This is a genomic window from Pseudomonas sp. TH07 (genome assembly GCF_016651285.1).
In the GTDB taxonomy this organism is placed as follows: Bacteria; Pseudomonadota; Gammaproteobacteria; order Pseudomonadales; family Pseudomonadaceae; genus Aquipseudomonas.
Map to the genome: position 1 here is coordinate 6,898,593 of NZ_JAEKED010000001.1, position 23,699 is coordinate 6,922,291.

Annotated in this window: 22 protein-coding genes; 4 read left to right on the forward strand and 18 right to left on the reverse strand. The window is 59.1% G+C overall.

What is annotated here, in order from left to right; all coding sequences use genetic code 11:
• Positions 1 to 72 precede the first annotated feature (72 nt).
• From JFU57_RS31350 to JFU57_RS31360, 3 genes are all read right to left on the reverse strand, one after another.
• Positions 73 to 870: an acyl-CoA thioesterase gene (locus JFU57_RS31350; RefSeq protein ID WP_201131914.1), complete on the reverse strand. Its 798-nt coding sequence runs from the start codon at positions 868 to 870 to the stop codon at positions 73 to 75.
• Positions 871 to 977: 107 nt separating this feature from the next.
• On the reverse strand, positions 978 to 1,745 hold the full coding sequence (locus JFU57_RS31355; RefSeq protein ID WP_201131915.1) for a CHAD domain-containing protein: 768 nt from the start codon (positions 1,743 to 1,745) through the stop codon (positions 978 to 980).
• Between the two features lie 158 nt (positions 1,746 to 1,903).
• Positions 1,904 to 2,182: a hypothetical protein gene (locus JFU57_RS31360; protein WP_020299661.1), complete on the reverse strand. Its 279-nt coding sequence runs from the start codon at positions 2,180 to 2,182 to the stop codon at positions 1,904 to 1,906.
• 219 nt (positions 2,183 to 2,401) lie between these two features.
• On the opposite strand from JFU57_RS31360, the gene JFU57_RS31365 reads away from it, so the two are divergent.
• On the forward strand, positions 2,402 to 3,439 hold the full coding sequence (locus JFU57_RS31365) for a patatin-like phospholipase family protein (RefSeq protein WP_020299660.1): 1,038 nt from the start codon (positions 2,402 to 2,404) through the stop codon (positions 3,437 to 3,439).
• A gap of 19 nt (positions 3,440 to 3,458) precedes the next feature.
• Here JFU57_RS31365 and JFU57_RS31370 read toward each other — a convergent pair whose 3' ends face one another.
• The 6 genes from JFU57_RS31370 to kdpF all read right to left on the reverse strand — a co-directional run bounded on the left by JFU57_RS31370 (position 3,459) and on the right by kdpF (position 11,491).
• Positions 3,459 to 4,154 carry a response regulator gene (locus tag JFU57_RS31370; RefSeq protein ID WP_020299659.1) on the reverse strand — a complete coding sequence of 232 codons (696 nt, stop codon included), beginning with the start codon at positions 4,152 to 4,154 and terminating at the stop codon, positions 3,459 to 3,461.
• Positions 4,155 to 4,239: 85 nt separating this feature from the next.
• Positions 4,240 to 6,891: a sensor histidine kinase gene (locus tag JFU57_RS31375; RefSeq protein ID WP_201131916.1), complete on the reverse strand. Its 2,652-nt coding sequence runs from the start codon at positions 6,889 to 6,891 to the stop codon at positions 4,240 to 4,242.
• Between the two features lie 64 nt (positions 6,892 to 6,955).
• A complete protein-coding gene (gene kdpC, locus JFU57_RS31380) occupies positions 6,956 to 7,501 on the reverse strand; it encodes a potassium-transporting ATPase subunit KdpC (protein WP_201131917.1) in 546 nt (181 codons plus the stop codon).
• A 72-nt stretch (positions 7,502 to 7,573) separates the two neighbouring features.
• Positions 7,574 to 9,667, reverse strand: a complete 2,094-nt coding sequence (gene kdpB, locus JFU57_RS31385) for a potassium-transporting ATPase subunit KdpB (RefSeq protein ID WP_446739680.1) — start codon at positions 9,665 to 9,667, stop codon at positions 7,574 to 7,576.
• 16 nt (positions 9,668 to 9,683) lie between these two features.
• On the reverse strand, positions 9,684 to 11,393 hold the full coding sequence (kdpA, locus tag JFU57_RS31390) for a potassium-transporting ATPase subunit KdpA (RefSeq protein ID WP_020299655.1): 1,710 nt from the start codon (positions 11,391 to 11,393) through the stop codon (positions 9,684 to 9,686).
• A gap of 8 nt (positions 11,394 to 11,401) precedes the next feature.
• A complete protein-coding gene (kdpF, locus tag JFU57_RS31395) occupies positions 11,402 to 11,491 on the reverse strand; it encodes a K(+)-transporting ATPase subunit F (RefSeq protein WP_007899818.1) in 90 nt (29 codons plus the stop codon).
• A 345-nt stretch (positions 11,492 to 11,836) separates the two neighbouring features.
• Here kdpF and eat point away from each other — a divergent pair, with 345 nt between their 5' ends.
• Together eat and JFU57_RS31405 are read left to right on the forward strand one after the other, a co-directional pair.
• Complete coding sequence (gene eat / locus JFU57_RS31400) at positions 11,837 to 13,201, forward strand: ethanolamine permease (RefSeq protein WP_201131919.1); 1,365 nt, start codon at positions 11,837 to 11,839, stop codon at positions 13,199 to 13,201.
• A gap of 131 nt (positions 13,202 to 13,332) precedes the next feature.
• Positions 13,333 to 13,500 carry a DUF2897 family protein gene (locus JFU57_RS31405; RefSeq protein ID WP_078470697.1) on the forward strand — a complete coding sequence of 56 codons (168 nt, stop codon included), beginning with the start codon at positions 13,333 to 13,335 and terminating at the stop codon, positions 13,498 to 13,500.
• Positions 13,501 to 13,545: 45 nt separating this feature from the next.
• Here the strand turns inward: JFU57_RS31405 and JFU57_RS31410 are convergent, their stop codons facing one another.
• Together JFU57_RS31410 and JFU57_RS31415 are read right to left on the reverse strand one after the other, a co-directional pair.
• On the reverse strand, positions 13,546 to 14,394 hold the full coding sequence (locus tag JFU57_RS31410) for an urea carboxylase-associated family protein (RefSeq protein WP_078470698.1): 849 nt from the start codon (positions 14,392 to 14,394) through the stop codon (positions 13,546 to 13,548).
• An 18-nt stretch (positions 14,395 to 14,412) separates the two neighbouring features.
• Complete coding sequence (locus JFU57_RS31415; RefSeq protein ID WP_201131920.1) at positions 14,413 to 15,063, reverse strand: GntR family transcriptional regulator; 651 nt, start codon at positions 15,061 to 15,063, stop codon at positions 14,413 to 14,415.
• 182 nt (positions 15,064 to 15,245) lie between these two features.
• Between JFU57_RS31415 and JFU57_RS31420 the strand changes: the two genes are divergently transcribed.
• Positions 15,246 to 15,815, forward strand: coding sequence for a TetR/AcrR family transcriptional regulator (locus JFU57_RS31420; RefSeq protein WP_078470700.1), 570 nt, complete (start codon positions 15,246 to 15,248; stop codon positions 15,813 to 15,815).
• Between the two features lie 156 nt (positions 15,816 to 15,971).
• On the opposite strand, the gene JFU57_RS31425 is transcribed toward JFU57_RS31420, so the two are convergent.
• The 7 genes from JFU57_RS31425 to rpsA form a co-directional block, all read right to left on the reverse strand.
• A complete protein-coding gene (locus JFU57_RS31425; protein WP_078470701.1) occupies positions 15,972 to 16,307 on the reverse strand; it encodes a ComEA family DNA-binding protein in 336 nt (111 codons plus the stop codon).
• A gap of 113 nt (positions 16,308 to 16,420) precedes the next feature.
• On the reverse strand, positions 16,421 to 18,415 hold the full coding sequence (locus tag JFU57_RS31430) for a polysaccharide biosynthesis protein (RefSeq protein WP_078470702.1): 1,995 nt from the start codon (positions 18,413 to 18,415) through the stop codon (positions 16,421 to 16,423).
• 104 nt (positions 18,416 to 18,519) lie between these two features.
• Complete coding sequence (locus JFU57_RS31435; RefSeq protein ID WP_201131921.1) at positions 18,520 to 19,539, reverse strand: MraY family glycosyltransferase; 1,020 nt, start codon at positions 19,537 to 19,539, stop codon at positions 18,520 to 18,522.
• A gap of 102 nt (positions 19,540 to 19,641) precedes the next feature.
• Positions 19,642 to 20,604 carry a UDP-glucose 4-epimerase family protein gene (locus JFU57_RS31440; protein WP_201131922.1) on the reverse strand — a complete coding sequence of 321 codons (963 nt, stop codon included), beginning with the start codon at positions 20,602 to 20,604 and terminating at the stop codon, positions 19,642 to 19,644.
• Positions 20,605 to 21,003: 399 nt separating this feature from the next.
• Entirely contained in the window at positions 21,004 to 21,300 is a 297-nt protein-coding gene (gene ihfB / locus JFU57_RS31445) for an integration host factor subunit beta (RefSeq protein WP_020299643.1), read from the reverse strand.
• 147 nt (positions 21,301 to 21,447) lie between these two features.
• A complete protein-coding gene (locus JFU57_RS31450; RefSeq protein WP_078470705.1) occupies positions 21,448 to 21,729 on the reverse strand; it encodes a hypothetical protein in 282 nt (93 codons plus the stop codon).
• Between the two features lie 190 nt (positions 21,730 to 21,919).
• Positions 21,920 to 23,614 (reverse strand): 30S ribosomal protein S1, encoded by a 1,695-nt coding sequence (gene rpsA / locus JFU57_RS31455; RefSeq protein ID WP_020299641.1) that lies wholly within the window; start codon positions 23,612 to 23,614, stop codon positions 21,920 to 21,922.
• Positions 23,615 to 23,699: the final 85 nt, after the last annotated feature.

Consider the following 23,699-nt stretch of genomic DNA (forward strand, 5'->3'; position numbering starts at 1 on the left):
ACCCTGTTAGCGGCCAGTGTTCATTGCCGCCGGGTGGCCGGGCGATACCCGTGCCACTCGGCAGCAAAGGACTCAGGCGAAAATCGTCACCGTTTGCCGGCTCAAGGCTATCAATCCGCCTTCAGGGCTCCACAGCGCGGCGGCAGCATGGCCATAACCGTCGCGTGCATGTTCGATATGCACGCAGTATTTGCACCAGTCCAGGGTGCTCAATTCCAGCAACGGCTGAACGAATTCAATCGTCCAGGTCAGGGTGCTGCCCGCCGCCGGTTTGCGCAGGTGCGGCAACAACGCCGGTGGCCAGGCATCGACCAGGGCGAGAATATGCGCCTCGGTCAGCGGCTCTTCCTTCACGTCTCCGCGCAAGCGCACCCAACCACCCATGTCACGGGATTGATTACCGGTAAAGGGCAGGCCGCCGATGCTCCAGCGCATGGCCAGGTGGCGCATGAACTCGGGCGTTACCCCCTTGATATAGGGCAGCTCCTGGCACTCATCCCAGTGTTTCATTTCCGGTGCCGGTTGCGCCTCGACGCTGACCTCGGAGGCCCGGGAAGCACCGAAACTCCCCTGCACCAGGGTCACCACCTGCCCGTTCTGCATCGCCCGGCCCAGTACCTGGCTGACGGCCTTGCCCTCGCGTAGCACGTCCACTTCGAAACTCACCGGCACATCTGGCTCGACCGGCCCGACAAAGGTGATGGCCAACGAACGTACAGGACGATCGGCCGTAACCCTGGCGCGCATGGCTTCGTACTGCAAGGCCACCACCAGGCCACCAAAACTCGCCCGCCCCTGGGCCCACTCGGCCGGGATAGACAGCTGCTGGGGATTCTGGCGAACGGCATCAAGCAAATCGAAAAAGCGCATGGAAACCTCGAGAGCGGAAAAGAACTCGAGGATAGTAACCAGCCAAAAGCAGGGGCACAGCACTTATTCCCGCCAAACAAGCGGACAGATGAGCCGTCAACGCATGGTCAGGACTTGAAACAATCGCCGCTGAGTTTGTCCAGCACCCGGTCAGCGCGGATTTGTGCCTTGAGCATGGTGCTGCGCCAGACGCCCACGCAGGGCTGCAAGTCCGGTTGCTGCTCAGCCTGCGCCAGCCACTGCCAGCAGTCATGCCAATCGCCCAGTGCCCCCTGGGCCGCCTTGAGCCGGGACATCGCCTTGGCCGGCAAACGATCAAGTTCGGGGTAGGCATCAGCGGCGTAGCGCACGCGTTTGATCAACAGGCGCAGGCGGTGTCGATCATGGGCGGGGTCATGCAATGCCACATCCAGCGCTTTCCACTGTTTGGCCAGGCGCTTTTCGATGCGCTGGCGCAAGCTGCGCAAGATGCCCTGCCGCTCGGACGCCCGCAAAAACCGTGGGAACGCATCGAGCACCATCAGCAACTGCTGCACCTGCGGCCCGGTTGCGACGGCCGGAAGCTCCTGGGCCAGTTGCGCGGTACGCCGATCAGCGGCCTGATGCTGCCCGTGCTGATGCAGATAGGCCGCCAGCACTTCGCGATCCCGCAAGGGCGTGGTCAATTGACCGACCTCACCCGCTGCCGCCTCGAGTTGCTCCACCCCAGGCAAACCGCGCAGGGGTCGCAACAAGCTGCGCAAGCGCCGCACGGTAATGCGCAAGTCATGCAGTGCTTCGGGATCCGTACTTGCCGCGAGCCGGGCCTGACAGGCCAGCAAACGCACTTCCAGGCTCAGGACCTGAGCCACCAATCGATCAACCAAGGCTGACATCATTGACTCCCGCATCGAGCATTCACGGTTGCAGCCTCTGAACGGCTCAACCTGTTTCCCTCAGAATGACACCGCCGACCAGCATGCAGCATTGCGCTGCGTCATGCCGGCCAGCGGTGGTGGCCCTTCCCCGACCTCACACGGCAGCAGTGATTGCATCAACGGCCAGCGCGGGACTCGCGGATGTAGAACCGTGCCTTCTCGGCCTTGCTCGCGCAACCTTCAAAGGCCTCAAATTGTTGCTGGGTCTTGGCCCCGGTCAGCAGGGACAAGGCCTTGGAGTAGCTGACGGTACCGGCAAAGCCTTCAGCCTTGGCCAGATCCAGTTCATGCCAAGCCGCATCCAGTTGCGTGCCGCAGGTGTCGCGGTAAGCGGTTTTGCCGGCGCAACCGGCCAGTGCCAACACAATCAGGGGCAGACAGATCCAGGCTTTCATCGATGACACCTCAGGAATAAAACACAGTCGTACAAGATCAGACGATCGGCACCGAAAAAAGTGCCTTGATTGCCCCCGGGAAATATAGCGTGCGCCAGCATGGCTGCATGCGCTGCGACTCCCTAGGTAAACCGCGCGCTGCAGCGCAATACAGGCCACGATTGAACAGCCCCCCTCGAAGGGTGCATTGTTGGAGCCTGTTTGCCTAAGGGTCGAGTCATGAAGAAGCGTGTTGCACTGGTTCTGGGCTCAGGTGGCGCCCGGGGATACGCCCATATCGGGGTGATCGAGGAAATCGAACGGCGTGGCTATGACATCGCCTGCATCGCCGGCTGCTCCATGGGCGCGGTGGTTGGCGGGATCTACGCCGCCGGCAAGCTCAACGATTATCGAGAATGGATCGAGAGCCTGGATTACCTCGACGTACTGCGTCTGGTGGACGTCAGCTTTCGCCTGGGCGCGATTCGCGGCGAGAAGGTTTTCGGCCAGATCCGCAAAATCGTCGGCGAAATCAACATCGAAGACCTGCGAATCCCTTACACCGCCGTCGCCACCGACCTGACCAACCAACAGGAAATCTGGTTCCAGGAAGGCTGCCTGCACCAGGCCATGCGCGCTTCGGCAGCCATCCCCAGCCTGTTCACGCCGGTCATGCAGGGCAACCGCATGCTGGTGGATGGCGGCCTGCTCAATCCGCTGCCGATCGTGCCAGTGGTATCCAGCCATTGCGACCTGATCATCGCCGTCAACCTCAACTCGACCAACCAGCGCCACTATCAATTGCCGGTGATTCAACGCCCTCCGGCCTTCAAGAGTCGCTTCGACAACCTGATCAGTTCCCTGGGTTCGCACATGCCCTTTCGCCGCAAGCAGGCCGAACAGCTGTTGCTTATCGAGCAAGAAGCCTTGAAGGCCGAGGCAGCGGAGATCAATCCCTGGATCGAATCGGCCCAGCCCGAAGCCCAGCAACCGGCGGCGGCACCGGAAAGTGAAGGGGCGCCGAAGTCTGCCACCGGATCCTTCATCATCGATAACGTCGGCCCGGCCTCGCTGCTGGACCTGATCAACCAGAGCTTCGAGGTGATGCAGACCTCCCTGGCCCAGTACAAAATCGCGGGCTACCCGCCGGATATCCTGATCAACGTGCCCAAGCGCGTCTGCCGTTTTTTCGAGTTCTACAAGGCACCGGAGCTGATCGCCCTGGGCCGGGAAATCGCCAGCGATACCCTGGACCGCTACGAAAGCGAGCAGAACTGAGCACCGAACGCCTGGACGCTCAGGACTCAGCGTTCAACAAGCGATAGCCGATCCCGGCTTCGGTGAGGATAAAACGTGGACGGGCCGGATCATCCGCCAGCTTCTGGCGCAAGTGCCCGACCACGATCCGCAGGTAGTGACTGTCTTCAGTATGGGTCGGGCCCCAGATGTCCTTGAGCAACTGCTGCTGGGTAATCACCCGCCCTGGGTGACGCGCCAGTTGCGCCAGCACCGCGTACTCCTTGCGGGTCAGGGCCACTTCCACGCCCTCGAGCAGCACCCGGCGATAGGCCAGGTCCACGGTCAAGGGTCCAAAGCTCAGCGCGGCTTCCTGCCCTTCACCGACAGGCGCCTGACGTAACAAAGCTCGGACGCGCGCCAGAAACTCCTGGATCCCAAAGGGCTTGGTCACGTAATCGTTGGCACCACCGTCCAGTGCTTCAACTTTCTGGATTTCACTGGCACGCACCGAGAGCACCAGCACCGGCACACTCGACCATTCGCGAAACTCGCGCAGCACCTGCTGCCCGTCCATGTCCGGCAGGCCCAGGTCGAGCACCAGCAGGTCCGGCTTGTTCAGCGCGGCCTGAGCCAGCCCTTCATTGCCAGTGCCGGCCTCGATCACTTTGTAGCCTTGGGAGGCCAGGCTGATGCGCAGAAATTTGCGAATCTGCGGTTCGTCGTCAATGACTAGGATGGTCGCGGTCTGGCTCATGATTTCCATTCAAGACAAATAAGTTGCAAAAGAGTAGCCCAGCGCTGCCTGCGCGGGCCTGGCCTGGGCGATGCCGGACAGCCAATCACACCTGGGCCTCAGCGGCAGGTTGCGTCGGCAACGGCAGGAACAGGGTAATACAGGTGCCACGTCCCTCAATGCCTTCGGCGACGCTGATGTGCCCACCGTGGGCACCGACCATGCCCTGACAGATCGCCAGCCCCAGGCCGGTGCCCTGACCGCCTCGGTCACCCCGGGCGGCGGTGTAAAACATATCGAAGATTTTTTCCCGCTCGTCCTGGGGAATACCCGGCCCCTCATCGCTCACGGCAAACCACAGTTCGCTTTCACTCGCACCGACGCTCAACTGCAAACGACCGTGGGCGGGAGAGAACCGCGCGGCGTTCTCCAGCACATTCACCAGCGCCTGTTCGATCAAGGCCGCGTGCACATACAACAGCGGCAACTGCGCGGGCACATCGGTACTGACTTGCAAGGAGGCGAGCACGGCCCGCAGGCGGTTCATTGCACTGCCGACGATATCCCCGGGGGCCACCCAGTCCCGTGCCAGCTTCAGGGCACCATGGCCGAGGCGGGTCATGTCCAGCAGGTTCTGGATGTAGCGGTCCAGGCGCTCGGCTTCGTCACGGGTGCCCTCCAGCAATTCGCGGCGGTCCTCCAGCGGAATCGCCTCGCCCAGCGCGAGCAAGCTGTCGATGCTGCCGCGCATCGAGGTCAGGGGAGTGCGCAGGTCATGGGACACCGAGGCCAGCAAGGCGCTGCGCAGCTGTTCGGTTTCGCCGTGCAGCCTGGCGGCTTCCAGGTCTTCGGCCAGTTGCGCCCGCGCCAGCGCCTGGGCCAGCGGCTGACTCAAGGCGGTCAATAACCGCCGACGTTGCCCGGTAAGTTCCGTGCCCTCTTTCGGGCAAACCCCCAACAAAGCCAGTGGGCCTTCGTCCACCGACAGCGGCCACCACCACCAGCGTCCAAAAGGCAAGGTACCGGTGCCATGGCCGGCCGGCTGGTCATGCTGCCAAGCCCAATCGGCAGCCGCACGCTCGGCTTCGGAAAACTGTAGCGGGCCACCGGTTTCCACCTTCCAGTCGCCCTGCCCGTCGCGGTTGAGCAGGCACAGTTTCAAGTCCTTCCAGCCGTTCAAGTGCTGGGCCGCAGCGCTGATCACCGCCTGGCGATCGGTAGCCGCGGTCAGTTTGCGCGACAGATCCAACAGCTCGCTGGTTTCTTCCTGGGTATCACGCAATGCCTGCAACTGACGGCGCTGGCGGGCAGCCAGGTTACCGGTCAGGGCCGCCATCATGAGGAAGAACACCAGGGTCAATACATCCTCTTCGCGCTGGATCGAGAAGGAAAAACTGGGCGGGATAAACAGGAAGTCATAGGTCAGAAACGACAGCACCGCGCACGCCAGCGCCGGCCCCAGGCTGCTGCGCACCGCCACCAGCAACACCGCGGCCAGAAACACCAGGGAGATGTTGGGCAGCGGCAGCACACTGGCCACCGCCCAGGCCAGGGCACTGGCCAAGGCCGTAGCCAGCAGCGCCAACCCGTAGTCGAACCAGGCCACGGATTGCTCAGTACGCAGCCGTGGCTGATGCGGTTGCGCTTCGCTGTCCAGGACGTTGATTTCCAGGCCGCTGGCCTGACGCAGCAAACGCGCCGCCAGCCCGCCGCCGAACCAGCGTCGGCGCAGGCGATGACTGGACTGGCCGACCAGCACCAGGCTCGCCCGCCGCTCCGCCGCATGCTGAATCAGGGTTTTCGCCACTTCGGCGGCGCGCAGCAACACCACTTCACCGCCCAGGCGCTCGGCCAATTGCTGCGCCGCCTGCAAGCGCAGGCGCGACTGTTCGTCACGCACACTGCCGTTGTCGACATGCACCATGCTCCAGGGCAGGTGCCGACGTTGTGCCACCCGGCTCGCATGCCGCACCAGGCGTTCGGCCTGGGCATCACCATCGACCCCGACCAGTAATCGGCCGCGCACGGCCGGCGCCGCCTGCCCCAGCTGCCGATAGCCCTGGGCCAGGTCATCGTCCACCTGGGCCGCCGCGGTCTGCATCGCCAACTCGCGCAAGGCAGTGAGGTTGGTTTGGGTAAAGAAGGCATCGATGGCCGCCCGCGCCTGCTCCGGCACGTAGACCTTGCCATCGCGCAGGCGCTCCAACAGCTCTCGGGGCGGCAGGTCGACCAGCAGCAGCTCATAGGCTTCCTGCAGCACCCAGTCAGGCAAGGTTTCGCGCACCTGCACACCGGTGATGCCGCGCACCTGATCGTTGAGGCTTTCGAGGTGTTGCACGTTGACCGTGGTGAACACGTCAATCCCAGCTGCCAGCAGTTCCTGGATGTCCTGCCAACGCTTGGCATGGCGACTGCCGGGGGCGTTGCTGTGGGCCAACTCGTCTACCAGTACCAGCTTGGGCCGAGCCTTGAGCAACCCGTCGAGGTCCATCTCTTCCAGCATCACCCCGCGATACTCGGAACGCACCAGCGGCTGTTGCGGCAGGCCGCCGAGCAAGGCTTCGGTTTCTGCGCGGCCGTGAGTCTCGACCACCCCGGCCAGGACCTTTACCCCCTGGCGCAGTTGCGTATGGGCCGCCTGCAACATGGCGTAGGTCTTGCCCACGCCCGGTGCGGCGCCCAGAAAAACCTTGAGCCGACCGCGTCCATCGCGGGGCAGATCAGCTAACAGCGCGTCGGCGCGGCCGGAATCGCTCATGGGCGGAACTCTCTGCAACAAAAAAGTTAATCAACGCAGCGGCAGTAAACAGCCGCGGCTGTGCCTACAAGGTTTCCAGGGCCCGATTCAGGGCCAGCACATTGACCACTGGAGGGCCTATCAGCGGCTGCTCGACCAGCGTGTCCACCAGCGCTTGGATCTTGGCCTGGGGCAGGTTGCGCGCCGCCGCGACCCGCGCCAGTTGATAGGTAATCGCTGCCGGAGGCAAGTGCGGATCCAGCCCACTGCCAGAGGTGGTGAGCAAGGCCAGGGGCACCGGTCCCTGGCCAGGAACCAGCAGTTTGTTGGCGTCATCGATCACCCGCGTGGCAAGGGCCGGGTTGCTCGGTGCCAGGTTGCTGGCGCTGCTGGAGACCGTGGCAAAAGCACCTGCAGAAGGACGTGGATGGAACCAGGCATCGCCGACAAAATCCTGGGCGATCAAGGCCGAGCCACGCACCTTGCCGTCGGCGTCACGCACCAGGCTGCCATTGGCCTGGTCCGGGAAGGCCAACTGGGCGACCCCGGTCACGACCAGTGGATAGGCGACACCGGTGATCAGGGTCATCAATACCATCAGGCTCAAGGCCGGACGCAATACGCTAGACATCTTTCAATCCTCGATTCATCAAGTCCGATCCCGGCAGGAGCAGGCGGGTCAGCCGGCCCCTGCAACGGGGAGTTACACCAGGTGCAGCGCGGTCAGCAGCATGTCGATCAGCTTGATACCGACGAACGGCACCACGATCCCGCCCACGCCGTAAATCAACAGGTTGCGCCGCAGCAGGTGGGCCGCACTGGCTGCCTGCACCCGCACCCCACGCAATGCCAGTGGAATCAGCACGACGATGATCAGGGCGTTGAACACGATCGCCGACAGGATCGCGCTCTGCGGGCTGGTCAGCCCCATGACGTTGAGCACGCCCAGTTGTGGATAAATCGCCGCAAACAACGCCGGCAGGATCGCGAAGTACTTGGCCACATCGTTGGCAATCGAGAAGGTGGTCAGTGCGCCTCGGGTAACCAGCAGCTCCTTGCCGATCTGCACCACGTCCAGCAGCTTGGTCGGATCGCTGTCGAGATCGACCATGTTCGCCGCCTCGCGGGCCGCCTGGGTGCCGTCGTTCATCGCCATGCCGACGTCCGCCTGGGCCAGGGCCGGGGCATCGTTGGCGCCGTCGCCACACATGGCCACCAGTCGCCCGTCATTCTGCTCATGGCGAATCCGCGCCAGCTTCTTCTCCGGCGTGGCTTCGGCCAGCACGTCATCGACACCGGCTTCGGCCGCAATGGCGGCGGCGGTCAGCGGGTTGTCACCCGTCACCATCACGGTACGAATCCCGAGCTTGCGCAGCTCGGCGAAACGCTCGCGGATGCCCGGTTTGACCACGTCCTTGAGATGGATCGCGCCCAGCAGCTTGCCCTCGGCGCAGACCAGCAAAGGAGTACCGCCGCTTTGGGCGATTTGGTCGATCTCCCGGGACAGCGCCGCAGGCAGGTCCTTGCGTTGCAGGCCGACAAAGGCCAGCAGCGAATCCACCGCCCCCTTGCGATAGACCCGCCCCTGGTAATCGACCCCTGACAAGCGGGTTTCTGCGCTGAACGGCACGGCAGTCAGCACTTCGATCGCCGGTTCAGGCTGTGGATAAAGCCCGCGCAGGTACTCGACGATGGACTTGCCCTCGGCGGTGTCGTCGGCCAGGGAGGCGAATAACGCGCCCTCGGCCATCTCTTTGGCACTGACCCCAGGCGCTGCGTGAATCGCGGTGCAGCGGCGGTTACCGAAGGTGATGGTGCCGGTCTTGTCCAGCAGCAGGACGTGCACGTCCCCCGCCGCCTCCACCGCTCGCCCGGATTTGGCGATCACATTCAGGCGCACCAGGCGGTCCATGCCGGCGATGCCGATGGCCGACAACAGGCCGCCAATGGTGGTCGGGATCAAGGTCACCAGCAACGCCACCAGAAACACCAGTGGCAGGCTGCCGTTGGCGAAGTGGGCAAAGGGCTGCAAGGTCACCACCACCAGCAGGAAGATCAGGGTCAGGCCGATCAGCAGGATATCCAGCGCCACCTCATTCGGCGTTTTCTGGCGCTTGGCGCCTTCCACCAAGGCGATCATGCGGTCCAGGGTCGACTCGCCGGGGTTGGCGGTAATCCGCACCCGCAGCCAGTCAGACACCAGCCGGGTATTGCCGGTGACCGCCGAGCGATCCCCCCCGGACTCGCGGATCACGGGGGCCGACTCCCCGGTAATTGCCGCTTCGTTGACCGCGGCAATCCCTTCGATCACCTCACCATCACCCGGGATCATCTCCCCGGCTTCGACTCGCACCACATCACCCTTGCGCAAGCTGGCGGCGGGTACGACCTGGAAGCTGCCATCGTCCTTTTGCCGCCGGGCGCTCAAGCCTTCGCTGCCCGCCTTGAGGCTGTCGGCGCGAGCCTTGCCGCGCCCCTCGGCCAAGGCTTCGGCAAAGTTGGCGAAGAGCACGGTAAACCACAGCCACAGAGCGATTTGCGCGGCGACGAAGGTCGGTACCGCAGGGTCCGGCAGCACACACAGGACAGTGGTCAGGACCGCCGTCAGCTCCACCACCAGCATCACCGGCGAACGTTTGAGCTGGCGCGGGTCGAGCTTGACGAAGGCCTGGACCAGCGCCGGGCGCCACAGGGCCGAGATTGCGGTTTTCGACTGCTCCGAGGTCGCCGGCCGGGAGCTGCCAGGCGTGCCGCCAGCAGCATCAGGCGCAGATTTTTTTGCAGCAGGAACATGCATATTCATCGTCTAATCCTCAGCCCTTGAACCCAAGGGCAGCCATGCTCAGGTGTTCGGCAATAGGCCCCAGTGCCAGGGTTGGCAGGAACGTCAGGCCACCCACCAGCAAAATGGTCACCGTCAGCAGCGTGACGAACAGCGGGCCATGGGTCGGGAAACTGTTCTGGCCAATCGGCGCGGTCTTCTTCATCGCCAGGCTACCGGCCAGGGCCAGTACCGGCAGGATGTAGCCGAAGCGCCCGATCAACATGCCCAGGCCCAGCATCAGGTTGTGGAAGGCAGTGTTGGCGCTGAAGCCGGCGAAGGCCGAGCCGTTGTTGGCACTGGCCGAGGTGTAGGCATAGAGCAACTGGCTGAAACCATGGGGCCCGGGGTTGCTGATGGCCGATGCGGGCACCGGCAGGCTGGCGGCAACCGCCCCCAGCACCAGCACACCGATCGGCATGACCATCAGGGTCACCACCAGCAATTGCACTTCCTTGGCCTGCAGTTTCTTGCCCAGGTATTCCGGGGTTCGCCCGATCATCAACCCGGCCAGGAACACCGCGATCAACACGTTGAGCAACATCCCGTAAAGACCGGCTCCCACGCCGCCGAAGATCACTTCGCCAACCATCATGTTGATCAGCGCCACCATCCCGCTCAGGGGGTTGAGGCTGTCATGCATGCCGTTGACCGAACCGTTGGACGCCGCGGTGGTGGTCACCGACCAGAGCACGGTGGCAGTCGTACCGAAACGCGCTTCCTTGCCTTCCAGCGGCGCGGTCTGCTCCACCGCCACATTGTTCAGCGCAGGGTTGGGTTGGTATTCGGCCCACAGCGAGGTGGCGCCGCCAATCAGGAACAACGCCAGCATGCAGGCGATGATGGCCCGGCTCTGCCGCAGATCCTTGACGTAATGGCCAAACGTAAACACCAGGGCCACCGGGATCAGGATGATCGAGCCCAACTCGAACAGGTTGCTCCAGGCGCTCGGGTTTTCGAATGGGTGGGCCGAGTTGGCGCCAAAGAAGCCACCGCCGTTGGTCCCCAGTTGCTTGATGGCGATCTGGCTGGCCGCCGGGCCCAGGGGGATCACCTGATCGGCGCCCTGCATCGTCAGGGCATTCACATAGTGAGCGAAGGTCTGAGGCACGCCCTGCCACACCAGGAACAGCGCCAGCAGCAGGCACAACGGCAGCAAGCCATAGAGCGTTGCGCGGGTCATGTCGACCCAGAAGTTACCCAGGGTTTGCGCCGAGCGACGACCGATGCCACGGCACAAGGCAACCAGCACGGCCAGGCCGGTGGCGGCGCTGACGAAGTTCTGCACGGTCAGGCCTGCCATCTGGCTCAGGTAGCTCAGGGAGGCTTCGCCGCTGTAACTCTGCCAGTTGGTGTTGGTCATGAAGCTGATGGCGGTGTTGAACGCCAACGTCCACTCCTGGCCCGGCAGGTTCTGCGGATTGAGCGGAAGGTGGTCCTGGAACAGCAGGATCGCGAACAGCAGGACAAAGCCCGCCAGGTTGAAAGCGAGCAACGCCAGGGTGTACTTCTGCCAGCTCTGCTCGGTCTGCGGATCAACCCCGGAAAGGCGATAGCAGACCCGCTCCACCGGCCCCAGCACCGGTGTCAACCAGGTGCGCTGGCCTTCCATTACCTTGTAGTAGAACCGTCCCAGCAACGGCGCCGGTAGCAGCACCAGGGCGAAAAAAGCCAGGATCAGCCCGTAGTCATAACTGTGCATAGCTGCTCCTAGTTCCGATCCGCGCGCAACAGCGCAACCAGTAGATAAATGAACAGCCCCACTGCCAACAGCAGTGACACCCCGTCCAGAACGCTCATGGAATTTCTCCGAGTTACGGCGATTGCCGCGTGTAGGGGCATTGTCCGCAGGCAGCCTGTAAAGGAACGAGATCGACGCGGTGGGTCAGGCATAAAGAAAGCGTAAAGAGTGGCTTTGCATGCCCTTTACGCCGGTCTGCCAGGGGCCGATCACCATTGGCCACGCCAACAGCGGCGCCCCGATGCAAGGCACGCTGGCGCCCCATTTCGAACGCTTTCAGGGGCGAAAAAGGGCTAAACATCCTCGATACGACAGCTTTCACAGCTTTGCGACGTACTGGCCAAGACTGGCATGGCCGTGCAGCCCTCCCCTCCGAGCACTTCAAACCGTTCAGGGAGCATGCGATGAACACACAACTCAAGCCCACCTTGGGCACGCTGCACTTATGGGGTATTGCGGTCGGCCTGGTGATTTCCGGGGAGTACTTCGGCTGGAGTTATGGCTGGGGCGTGGCCGGGACCCTGGGGTTTCTGCTGACCTCACTGATGGTCGCGACCATGTACACCTGCTTCATATTCAGCTTCACCGAGCTGACGACCGCGATTCCCCATGCCGGCGGGCCCTTTGCCTACAGCCGTCGGGCCTTTGGTGAAAAGTGCGGGCTGATTGCGGGTCTGGCGACCTTGATCGAGTTCGTCTTCGCCCCGCCGGCCATCGCCCTGGCGATTGGCGCCTACCTGAACGTGCAGTTTCCCGCCCTCGACCCAAAACACGCCGCAGTCGGCGCCTACCTGGTGTTCATGGGGCTGAATATTCTCGGGGTGAAACTGGCCGCCACCTTCGAACTGGTGGTGTGCGTGCTGGCGGTGGCCGAACTGCTGGTGTTCATGGGCGTGGTCGCTCCGGCGTTCAGCTTCAGCAACTTCGCCCTCAAGGGCTGGGCCGGTTCGGACACCTTCGGCGCGCCGGCGATTGCCGGGATGTTCGCAGCCATTCCATTCGCCATTTGGTTCTTCCTCGCCATCGAAGGTGCAGCCATGGCCGCCGAAGAAGCCAAGGACCCGAAACGCACCATTCCCAAGGCCTACATCAGCGGCATCCTGACCCTGGTGCTGCTGGCCATGGGCGTGATGTTCTTTGCCGGCGGCGTGGGTGACTGGCGCACCTTGTCGAACATTAACGACCCGCTGCCCCAGGCGATGAAGACCGTGGTCGGTGAAAGCTCGGGCTGGCTGCATATGTTGGTGTGGATCGGCCTGTTCGGTCTGGTGGCGAGCTTCCACGGCATCATCCTTGGCTACTCTCGGCAATTCTTCGCCCTCGCCCGCGCCGGCTACCTGCCCAAATCGCTGGCCAGACTGTCACGTTTCCAGACCCCGCACCGTGCCATCGTCGCGGGCGGCCTGATCGGCATCGCCGCCATCTACAGTGACGGCCTGATCAACCTGGGCGGCATGACACTGACGGCGGCAATGATCACCATGGCGGTGTTCGGAGCGATTGTGATGTACATCATGAGCATGCTCAGCCTGTTCAAGCTGCGCAAAACCGAGCCCAACCTGGAACGTACTTTCCGTGCCCCGGGCTACCCGCTGGTACCCGCCATCGCCCTGGCACTGGCGGTGGTTTGCCTGGTGGCCATGGCCTGGTTCAACACCCTGATCGGGCTGATCTTTCTCGGTTTCATGGCGGCCGGCTTCATCTACTTCCAGCTCACCGCGCAACTGCGCGCCGAGGCTCCAGCGGACGCGATGCTCACCGGGCTCTGACAACGGAGCGGACGCATGCCCGCCTGATCAGGCATACAATGGAACCACTGCGAAACGCTTTAACTCAAAGTGGTACAGGCAGGCTCGCAGGCGAACCCTTCGCCCACCGGCCTGCCATCAAGGAGAGCCCTATGCCCTGGTATGCCTGGTTGATTCTGGTGGTTGCTATAGGTTCGATCGTCGGCGGCTTGATGATGCTGCGCGACACCGCCGACAAGGTGGAACTGACCGATGAGCAACGTAAACGCGTCGCCGAGCGCAACGCACAAATGGATGCCAAGGAAGCGCAAGACCGTTAAACCTCAAGCCCCTTCCCTGATCAGGAAGGGGCTTTTCAATGGCCGCTATTCCCAATCGGCCCTGGCCAGTTGCAGACCATGCTGCCCCTTATAGGCCGCACGTTCGGGTTGGCTCCAACCCTCGAGCAACGATTCCTCCAGCTGATAAATCTCCACCCCCAACGGTCGGCAGACGCTCAACGGATCCTGGGCATCCGGCCCCCACATCGGCAACGACAGATCGCCGCCGGGACAGGTCGACAACGCACACAGCACGTCGATCTCGGCGAAGAACTCGAGGTAGTCGCCCTTCTGCGCCGGACAGGCCTTCATGAAATACAGGTCGTCATGGTTGAGCCCGGTGCACTGAAAGATATTCAACACATCGTGCACATCGAACTCGGTCAGACCATGGGGCAGCACGGCGCGGGTCAGATTGGAGTGGCAATGGTGATGGAAGTCCTCGCCGGTCAGCATCCGGTTGACGTAGGGGTCGCAGCGCGTGCCCAGCAGGTCATGCACCCGGCCACCATGCTCATCGATGCCGTAGCTGGCCAGACTGTCATCGGTGATGGTGACCAACGGCCGCAGAAACGGGAGATTCGACCAGAGCCGGTCATGGGTGCTGACGTGGGCACCCTGCAATTGCCGGGTTCGCGCCGCCCACAACCGCTCCCGAGGGTCATTGGCATTCCAGACATTGAAGTCGCCAACCTGAGGCCCCACCGGGGTGGTCACCCGAAACACATGCCCGGCGGGTACTTTCCAGGCACGCCCGGTGCGGATCGGAACCTCGAACTGCTCGATCAGCCGGCGCTTGTCGGGTGTATCGCGGATCCGCTCATAAAACGCTGTGTCTACCTGCAAAGCAGAGCCTTTGCTCACCTGATAAGCGGCTGGATAGTCCTTGTACATGGTTGAAGCCCTCGCGGTTTAACGGGAAGCCTGGTTGAGAATATCGAGCAGCAAACGCTCGGAGTCGTCCAGATACCCTTCCATGGCCACACCCGCCTGGTACCTGTCGCCTTCGGCCAGCAAGTCATGGATCTGCCGGTCCCGCGTCAGCCAGGGGGCCTGGAAATGCTGCTCGTCCGGGGCGGCACAAAACACCAGTCGCATCTGTGCCACAACGTTGGTGAAGAACTCGTCGAACAACCGACTGCCCATCAACCCCACAACATGCTGGTGGAAACCCAGGCTATGGGTGCCTACCGAGCGCCAGTCTTCACGCTCCCAGGCCAACTGCGCGGCCTCAATGGATTCGAGCATGCGATCGGACTGGTAGTCGCGCAAAGGCCGGCTATTGGCGATGGCCTGCAACTCCAGCGTCCGGCGCACCTGGAACAGATCACGTACTTCTTCCGTGCCCAAGCGCCGGACCATGACCCCCTTGTTGCGCACATAACGGGTCAAGCCTTCCTGCCCAAGCTGATGCAAGGCTTCGCGGATGGTATTGCGCGAAGCGTTGTAAGCCGCCACCAGCTCGCTTTCGATCAACGCCATCCCGGGCAGCAGGCGCCCACCGATAATATCGTCACGCAATTCGAGCCTGATCTGATCGGCCAGTGACACACCTGCACTCATGGGGCGCCTCGACATTGTTCAACAATCACTGAACAACAGATAACCACTAATCGTGCCAACCACCCACATCCCGCCAGCACCGGACTGACTCCGCCGACAGCTGGCCGTCGGGGCTTTGAAGTACAGTCACCATCTGATTAACCTTGGTTAAGATGGCGCCTCAGTTTGTGGAGATTTCTAAGATGCGGTACTCACCAGACCACAAAGCCCAGACCCACCAGCGCATCATCAAAGAGGCTTCGCAGCGCTTCCGACGTGACGGTATCGGCGCCACCGGACTGCAACCGCTGATGAAAGCCTTAGGCCTGACCCACGGAGGCTTCTACTCGCATTTCGCGTCCAAGGACGAACTGGTCGAGAAAGCCCTGCAAGCCTCGGCTGCAGAGCTCGACGAGCATTGCGCCCAGCTGTTTAGCGAGCAGCGACCGCTGCACGCCTTTATCGACAACTACCTTTCCGAATGGCATCAAAGCTCCCCTCACCAAGGGTGCCCCCTGCCGACCATGTCCGCAGAATTGGGCTTGCGCGGCCAGCCAAGCCCCACCACCGATGCCATCCTCAAGGCCCGACTTGAGCAAGTGCAAAACGCCTTGCTGGGTACAGAGCAGGCTAACGATCAAAGCCTGCTGATCATGTCGACCTTGGTTGGTGCCCTGGTACTGTCGCGCAGTGTGCAAAGCACCGAGCTAGCTCGACGTATACTGGATGTCGCGCGTGAGCAACTGAAGCAGACGCCACCGTCATCGAGCTGAACAGGCTTGCGTGAAGCACTTGGGAATCTTGGCCGCAGCCACATTGCGCAGCGCCTGCCTCGCAACGTTCAGCTCACAATAAAAGCCTGCCTACACTCACCAAAACCAACGCAAAAAAAAGCCGGTCAATGACCGGCTTCAGACGTTAGATCAGCTTCAATTGACCTCGAGTTTCTCGCGGTTCTTTTCCAGCAACACCTTGCCGATCCCTTTGACTTCCAGCAATTCATCCACCGATGTGAACGGGCCATTGCTTTCGCGATAAGCGATGATGGCCTTCGCTTTGGTTTCACCGACACCGAAAAGCTCACGCTGCAATGCTGCTACATCAGCGGTATTCAAATCGAGCTTGGTAACCGCGACCGTTGCGGGAGCTGAAGCAACGATCGGAGCTTCAGTTTGCGATTTGGCAACAGGAGCAGCGTTGACGACAGTCGCCGCCACGCCGGCCAGCAATGCAAAGATCAACGAAGAAAAGTAAGGGTTACGCATTGGGTGACTCTCCATGACATCGATTAGGAAAAGCAGCTTTTCCGAAGCTGCCTTCCAAACCTAGGTGATGTGCCGGGCAAGTCAAAAGTGGGTGAGTTACAGCTTATGTAGGTCTAGGGTTTGAGGCGCCGCTGCTGATAAATCCAATCAACAATCTCCCCGTCCGGGGTATAGCCGCTGACCGTCTCGCGCAGCAATTGGCGAACCCGGGCGTAGTCATCCAGCTCAACAGCAGCAAGCAGTTCGGTCAGCCGGACCTTCAATACATCCCAAGGCAAATGGTCTTCGTTGGCACTCATGATCATGGGGTGATCGGTCGCAGCAACGTTGTCGCCAATCAGCAACTCTTCGTAAAGCTTTTCACCCGGACGCAGACCTGTGAACTCGATGGCGATATCACCATGCGGGTTCTTGTCCGAACGCACGCTCAGGCCCGAAAGGTGAATCATCTTCTCCGCCAACTCGACGATCTTGACCGGCTCCCCCATATCCAGCACGAAAACATCACCGCCTTGCCCCATGGAGCCGGCCTGAATCACCAATTGAGCCGCTTCAGGGATGGTCATGAAGTAACGGGTGATCTTGGGATGGGTGACCGTTAGCGGGCCGCCAGATTTGATCTGCTTATGGAACAACGGAATGACTGAACCGGAAGACCCCAGCACATTGCCGAAGCGAACCATGGTGAAGCGGGTTTTATTGACTCGAGAAATATTCGACTCATCGCCCAGAAAAACGGGAGCCAGTTCACGACTCAACGCCTGCAGAGTCAATTCGGCAAGACGCTTGGTACTGCCCATGACATTGGTCGGGCGAACAGCCTTATCTGTAGAGATAAGTACAAAGTTTGCGACACCTGCCTGCAAAGCGGCCTGAGCCGTATTCAGTGTGCCGATGACGTTATTCAGGACACCTTCGGCAATGTTGTGCTCGACCATCGGCACATGCTTGTACGCCGCGGCGTGGTAGACCGTATCGACCTTCCAGGTTGTCATCACATCTAACAACTTCGCCTGATTACGGGCCGAGCCTAAAATGGGTAGCAACTTGACCGGCAATGATTCGCGCGCGATGCGCTGCTCCAACTCTGACAGAATGCTGTAAAGATTGAATTCACTATGGTCGAACAGCAGCAGCGTCGTTGGCTCGGACGAAAGTATCTGCCTGCAAAGTTCAGAGCCGATAGACCCACCCGCTCCCGTCACCAGAACAATTCGCCCTTTGATACAACGGGCAAGCAGCTCCTCCTGCGCGGGCACTGCATCACGCCCCAGCAAGTCAGCAATATCCACCTCTTGAATGTCATCGACCTTTACCCGACCACTGGCAAGGTCCATAAAACCGGGAACACTGCGCACGTGCAGTGGGTACTTCTCCAGGAAACCCAATATTTCCCGACGACGACTGCGGCTTGATGAAGGGATAGCCAGGAGCACTTCGATCGCCCCTGTATCATCAATCATCTGTTTGATGTGTTTTGGTTTATAGACCTGCAACCCGGAGATCACCCGATCGGCAATGCTGCTGTCATCATCGATAAAGGCCACGGGACGCATAAGCTTGCCCATGCGCAATGCAGCAACAAGCTGGTTACCGGCAGCTCCGGCACCATAGATGGCAACCTTGGGCAGCCCATCATCGCGATTAGTAAAAGGAACATGCTGTGCTGCGGTAAACCAGTCACCGATAAAGTACTGGCGCATCACCAGACGTAATCCACCTACCAGAACCATGCTCAACCACCAATAGTTGAACACGATGGAACGAGGGACGACCGTTTGATGATTACTGTACAAGTACACAACCAGGGCCAGTATCAACGCAGATAAACTGACTGCTTTGGCAATGGCGATCAGCGCATCGTTACCAAAGTAACGCATCACCGCGCGATACATTCCAAACCGGACAAAAAGCGGAATTGCCACCACCGGCGCGCTCAAAAATAGCCAGAGATGAACGACAAAGGGATTGTTCAGATCATCGAACCCCAACCTCACAACAAACGCCATCCACAAGGCGATCCAAACCAACACAATGTCGGTGGCCACCTGAAGGAAGCGCTTTTGTCGGCGCGGAAGGCTCAATAGATATGTTCGTATTTTATCCATAACCTCTGTTACTACCTCAATCCCTAGGCTTGATAACCATGGTGTATTGATTTATTTGGTCAGCAAGCCAATACGTGTTCCACGCTAACCCATGCAGATGTGCATCAGCTTTTTTGTTCCAGTTCTCCAGCATGGAATCTGAGTGCCAGGAAAATCAAAGGCAGATAAGCCAGCGCAACACCAATAATACCATCCAGCCCAAGAAGACCGACGCCAAGCGCTATTGGCAGCAACCAGAACAGATTAATAAACACGACTGCAAGCGTGACCGGCAGATGGCGCTCAAACTGTCGGGAAGCGAATTGATATCCATGGCTACGGTGCGCTTCATAAACCTTGTCCCCTCTCAGCAGACGCCGGATCAAGGTGAAAGTAGCGTCAACGATGAATACGCCCAGCAGGATCAGCCACACCCATAAAAATTGTGGCGAGTCCCACGCAGCTTGCAGAGACAGGACGCCGAGGATAATGCCGAGAAAACCACTGCCCGCATCCCCCATGAAAATGCGTGCCGGTGGGAAATTCCAGTAGAGGAATCCGAGCACAGCCATCGCCAGTAACAATGGCGACCAAATCAAATGCTCATTGCCAGTCAACCAATAGATCAGGCAAGCCCCCAGGCACGTACAAATAGCCTCAACACTGGCGATACCATCAATTCCATCCATGAAGTTGTAGAGATTGAGCAACCAGACCAGATAAAAAGCAGCCAGGGCGTGGCCCAGCCAACCAAGGCTGATGTCAGCCCCAAAAATTTTGATAGTCGGCAGCCCACCCAACCAGAGCAATGCCCACGCCGCGGCAAGGAAATGCGCCAATAATCGCCAGCGGGCGGCGATATGCCCGTGATCATCCAGAAACCCAACAATTGCTATCAGTCCTCCAGCTCCCGTCAGTGCCCATACAACAGGCAATGGCATCTCAACTGCTAACGCCAGAAACGGCAAAGTGAGAAGGAAACTAAGGACAATTGCCACCCCGCCCCCGCGCGGCGTTGGCACCGTGTGAGAGCTACGCCCATTAGGTATATCCATAAGGCTGCGCGCCAATGCGTATCGACGTAGTACCCATGTGAGCAAAAGCGAGGCAAGTGCCACCCCCGCAAAAAAGTACCAAATTGCCATTTACGATTCAGTTCCTGAAACCATATGAGAGTTCATCAGCGGACAGATCCAAGGCGCTAACATCCGGATGAGAATAACTGCGCTCGTTGGACCGCCTGCGGATTACTGACGCTGTTCAATAAAATGCTGAGCGGTGACACGCAGTGCAGCATCAACACTCAGGGGAGGAGTCCAGCCTAACAACTCGCGGGTTTTACTGATATCGACCTGGAGCGAACCGCATAAGCGCTGGGAAAGAGCTTTTCTGCCGAGAAGCGTAGCCCCTGTCTCAAGCATCCAACTGGGTACAGGCAGTAGACGAGCCGGAGAGCCAAGGGCTTGCCCCATTCTACGCAACAACTCAGTCGTAGAAAGATCCTCACCATCGCTAACCAGAAAGGTCTGATTGGCAGCCGCAGGGTGACTCAGACAGGTAACAACTAAATCAACCAGATTTCCCAGCGCCACCAGACTACGGCGATTATTAATCGCCCCCAATGGCAGCGGCACTCCCTTGTTCAACCAACGCATCATATTCAGAAAATTGGCTTTCACGCCCGGTCCGTAAACGAGAGTGGGCCGGATAATGACAACCTCCATCCCGGTTTTCCTGGCGATCTCCCTTAATCCCTGCTCGGCTTCCATTTTAGAAATACCATAGGGATCTGCTGGTGCAGGTTCAGCATCTGCAAAATAAGGAGCGCCTGGAACTGTTCCTTCGCCATTGACCTTGATCGAGCTAATAAATACAAAGCGACGAACGCCCGCTTGTGCTGCTTGTCGGGCCAGATTGAGAGATCCTTCAACATTTACCCGACGAAAATCACGAAGGCTGTCACTTGAGGTTTCATTCATGACATGGACACGTGCCGCAGCATGAACAACAGCGCTGCATCCACCTAAGGCATCCCCCCAAGCTGTATTTCCATCGATATCGGCAACTTTCGCAACGACTGTGGACTCAGGCAAATCGTTTACATGCGTTCGCAGCACTGCAACCAATTCATTTATCGGGGAGATGGATAACCGCTCGTGAACAGCACGGCCCACAAGGCCGGACACTCCGGTCAAAAGGATCCTGCTCATCTTACCTCTTGAAATTTAGATACTTATTGATTCAGTGAAATCGGCCAGCTAGAAACATCAAACCTTTGATGAATCGCCTTCAAATCAAGAGTAATGACCCAAATACTGATTAAAAAACAGACAGAAAAATTCTACACGCCCCATAGAATCACACGGTACATGCGCTCTTTGAATGCGTCAGATGTGGAACTCAAAATAAAAATTTTGCAAAGCGGCCATCCACCGAAAAAACAGAAGAACTACACCATCAATCTCAGAATATTTTTAGTAAAATACGACCTGCCTTAATATTTGTTATATAGACGCGGCAAAGTACGCCACGCAATAACACCTGCGCCAAAAGTCAAAAACAACCAAGTCTGGCAACTTCAATCATTACCCTCGTGTATATACTTAAAATTAAAAACCCTCTTCCTCTTCTTCATTCACTCGATCGCGCAGTTCTTTACCCGGCTTGAAATGCGGCACGAATTTCCCGTCGAGGCTTACCGACTGCCCTGTCTTCGGGTTGCGACCCACTCGCGGCGCACGGTAGTGCAGTGAGAAACTACCAAACCCCCGAATTTCTATCCGGTCGCCGGTAGCCAGGCATTGGGACATTTGCTCAAGCATAGTCTTGATGGCCAGCTCGACATCCTTGGATGACAGCAGCCCTTGATGGGTGACAATTCGTTCGATCAACTCCGACTTCGTCATATTTTTCCCTTCTTTTTCAAGCAGCTAGGTCAGTGCTCAGAAGGTTTTAGCATGCTCTGAGGATTTTGAACAGCCCATGTATTGACTTATCTACTGGACCGCAATTGCATCGCATCTAGCGCCCCCTTTAGCACCTCAGAGCCACTTTTACCTACACATGACCAGCATTGTGCGGGTAACGTAGCCAGCGGGGTTCCAGCCGAAGGGATAATCGCCCTCCTCGTCCTTCGCGTCGCTGGACTTGGTTATGACCTTGTACCCACCGGCTTTGCACTCCTTAGCCGCGCGCTTGTAACATTTATCCCAATCCGAGCCCAAGCCCGAGCAATCAATTTCAATTCCACTGACGCCACGTATCGCATGGGTCTTGGCGCTGGTAGTACATCCAGCAAGAAGGAGCACGGCGACAATAACTGCGAGTCTGTTCATTCCCTTCCTTATGCAGCATAGGCTGCGATGCTGACACCCTTTCAACCCAAGCCTAGCTCCTGATGAGCAAGCTCGTTGCTTGTAAGAAGAGACAACTCACTGCATATGTTGGTTTCAGAAGGGTTTAACTCAAATTCAAGGCACAAAAAAGGGCGACCGAAGTCGCCCTTTTTCTATGGTCTTACAGAACTTAGTTCTGTTTTTCCATTTGTGCACGCAACAGGTCGCCCAGAGTGGTAGGACCAGCAGCGATGTCCGAAGCAGCTGGCTTGTCGCGCAGGCTTTGGATTGCTTCTTTCTCGTCTTCAACGTCTTTCGACTTGATCGAGAGCTGGATTACGCGGCTCTTGCGGTCAACGCTGATGATCTTGGCTTCAACTTCTTCGCCTTCTTTCAGAACGTTACGTGCATCTTCGATGCGGTCACGGCTGATTTCGGAGGCTTTCAGAGTAGCTTCGATGTCGTTGGCCAGGGTGATGATGGCGCCTTTGGCGTCAACTTCTTTTACAACACCCTTAACGATTGCGCCTTTATCGTTCTCTTGAACGTACTCGGAGAACGGATCGCTTTCCAGTTGCTTGATGCCCAGGGAGATACGCTCACGCTCTGGGTCAACCGACAGGATAACGGTGTCCAGCTCGTCGCCCTTCTTGAAGCGGCGTACGGCTTCTTCGCCCACTTCGTTCCAGGAGATGTCGGACAGGTGAACCAGGCCGTCGATGCCGCCGTCCAGACCAATGAAGATACCGAAATCGGTGATCGACTTGATGGTGCCGGAGATTTTATCGCCCTTGTTGAACTGGCCAGAGAAATCTTCCCATGGGTTAGATTTGCACTGTTTGATGCCGAGGGAGATACGACGACGTTCTTCGTCGATGTCCAGAACCATAACTTCCACTTCGTCGCCGACTTGTACGACTTTCGAAGGGTGGATGTTCTTGTTGGTCCAGTCCATTTCGGAAACGTGTACCAGGCCTTCAACGCCTTCCTCCAGCTCAGCGAAGCAGCCGTAGTCGGTCAGGTTGGTTACACGCGCGGTAACGCGAGTGCTTTCTGGGTAACGAGCCTTGATAGCGACCCATGGATCTTCGCCCAGCTGCTTCAAGCCCAGGGAGACACGGTTACGCTCACGATCGTACTTCAGAACCTTGACATCGATCTCGTCGCCAACGTTGACGATTTCGGAAGGATGCTTGATACGCTTCCAAGCCATGTCGGTGATGTGCAGCAGGCCATCAACGCCACCCAGATCGACGAATGCGCCGTAATCGGTGAGGTTTTTAACGATACCTTTGACTTGCTGGCCTTCCTGCAGGGATTCCAGCAGAGCTTCACGCTCGGCGGAGTTCTCGGCTTCGAGGACGCTGCGACGGGAAACGACAACGTTGTTGCGCTTCTGGTCCAGCTTGATGACCTTGAATTCCAGCTCTTTGCCTTCCAGGTGCGTGGTGTCGCGCACTGGACGGACGTCAACCAGAGAACCTGGCAGGAACGCACGGATGCCGTTAACGTCGACAGTGAAGCCGCCTTTAACCTTACCGTTGATAACGCCCTTGACCACTTCTTCGGCTGCGAAGGCTGCTTCCAGAACAATCCAGCATTCAGCGCGCTTGGCTTTTTCACGGGACAGCTTGGTTTCACCAAAGCCATCTTCAACCGAGTCCAGCGCAACGTGAACTTCGTCACCGACGTTGATAGTCAGGTCGCCAGCGTCGTTGTAGAACTGCTCAAGCGGGATGAGTGCTTCAGACTTCAGGCCAGCGTGAACGGTTACCCAACGAGCTTGGTAATCGATATCAACGATAACACCGGTGATGATGGAGCCTGCCTGAAGGTTCAGGGTTTTTAGGCTTTCTTCAAAGAGTTCCGCAAAGCTTTCGCTCATTTTAATTCCTGTTGATAAGGGCGAAGAATACGCCCATCTGCCACATCCCAGACGATGTGGGTTACGTTCATATAAAAGAAAGACC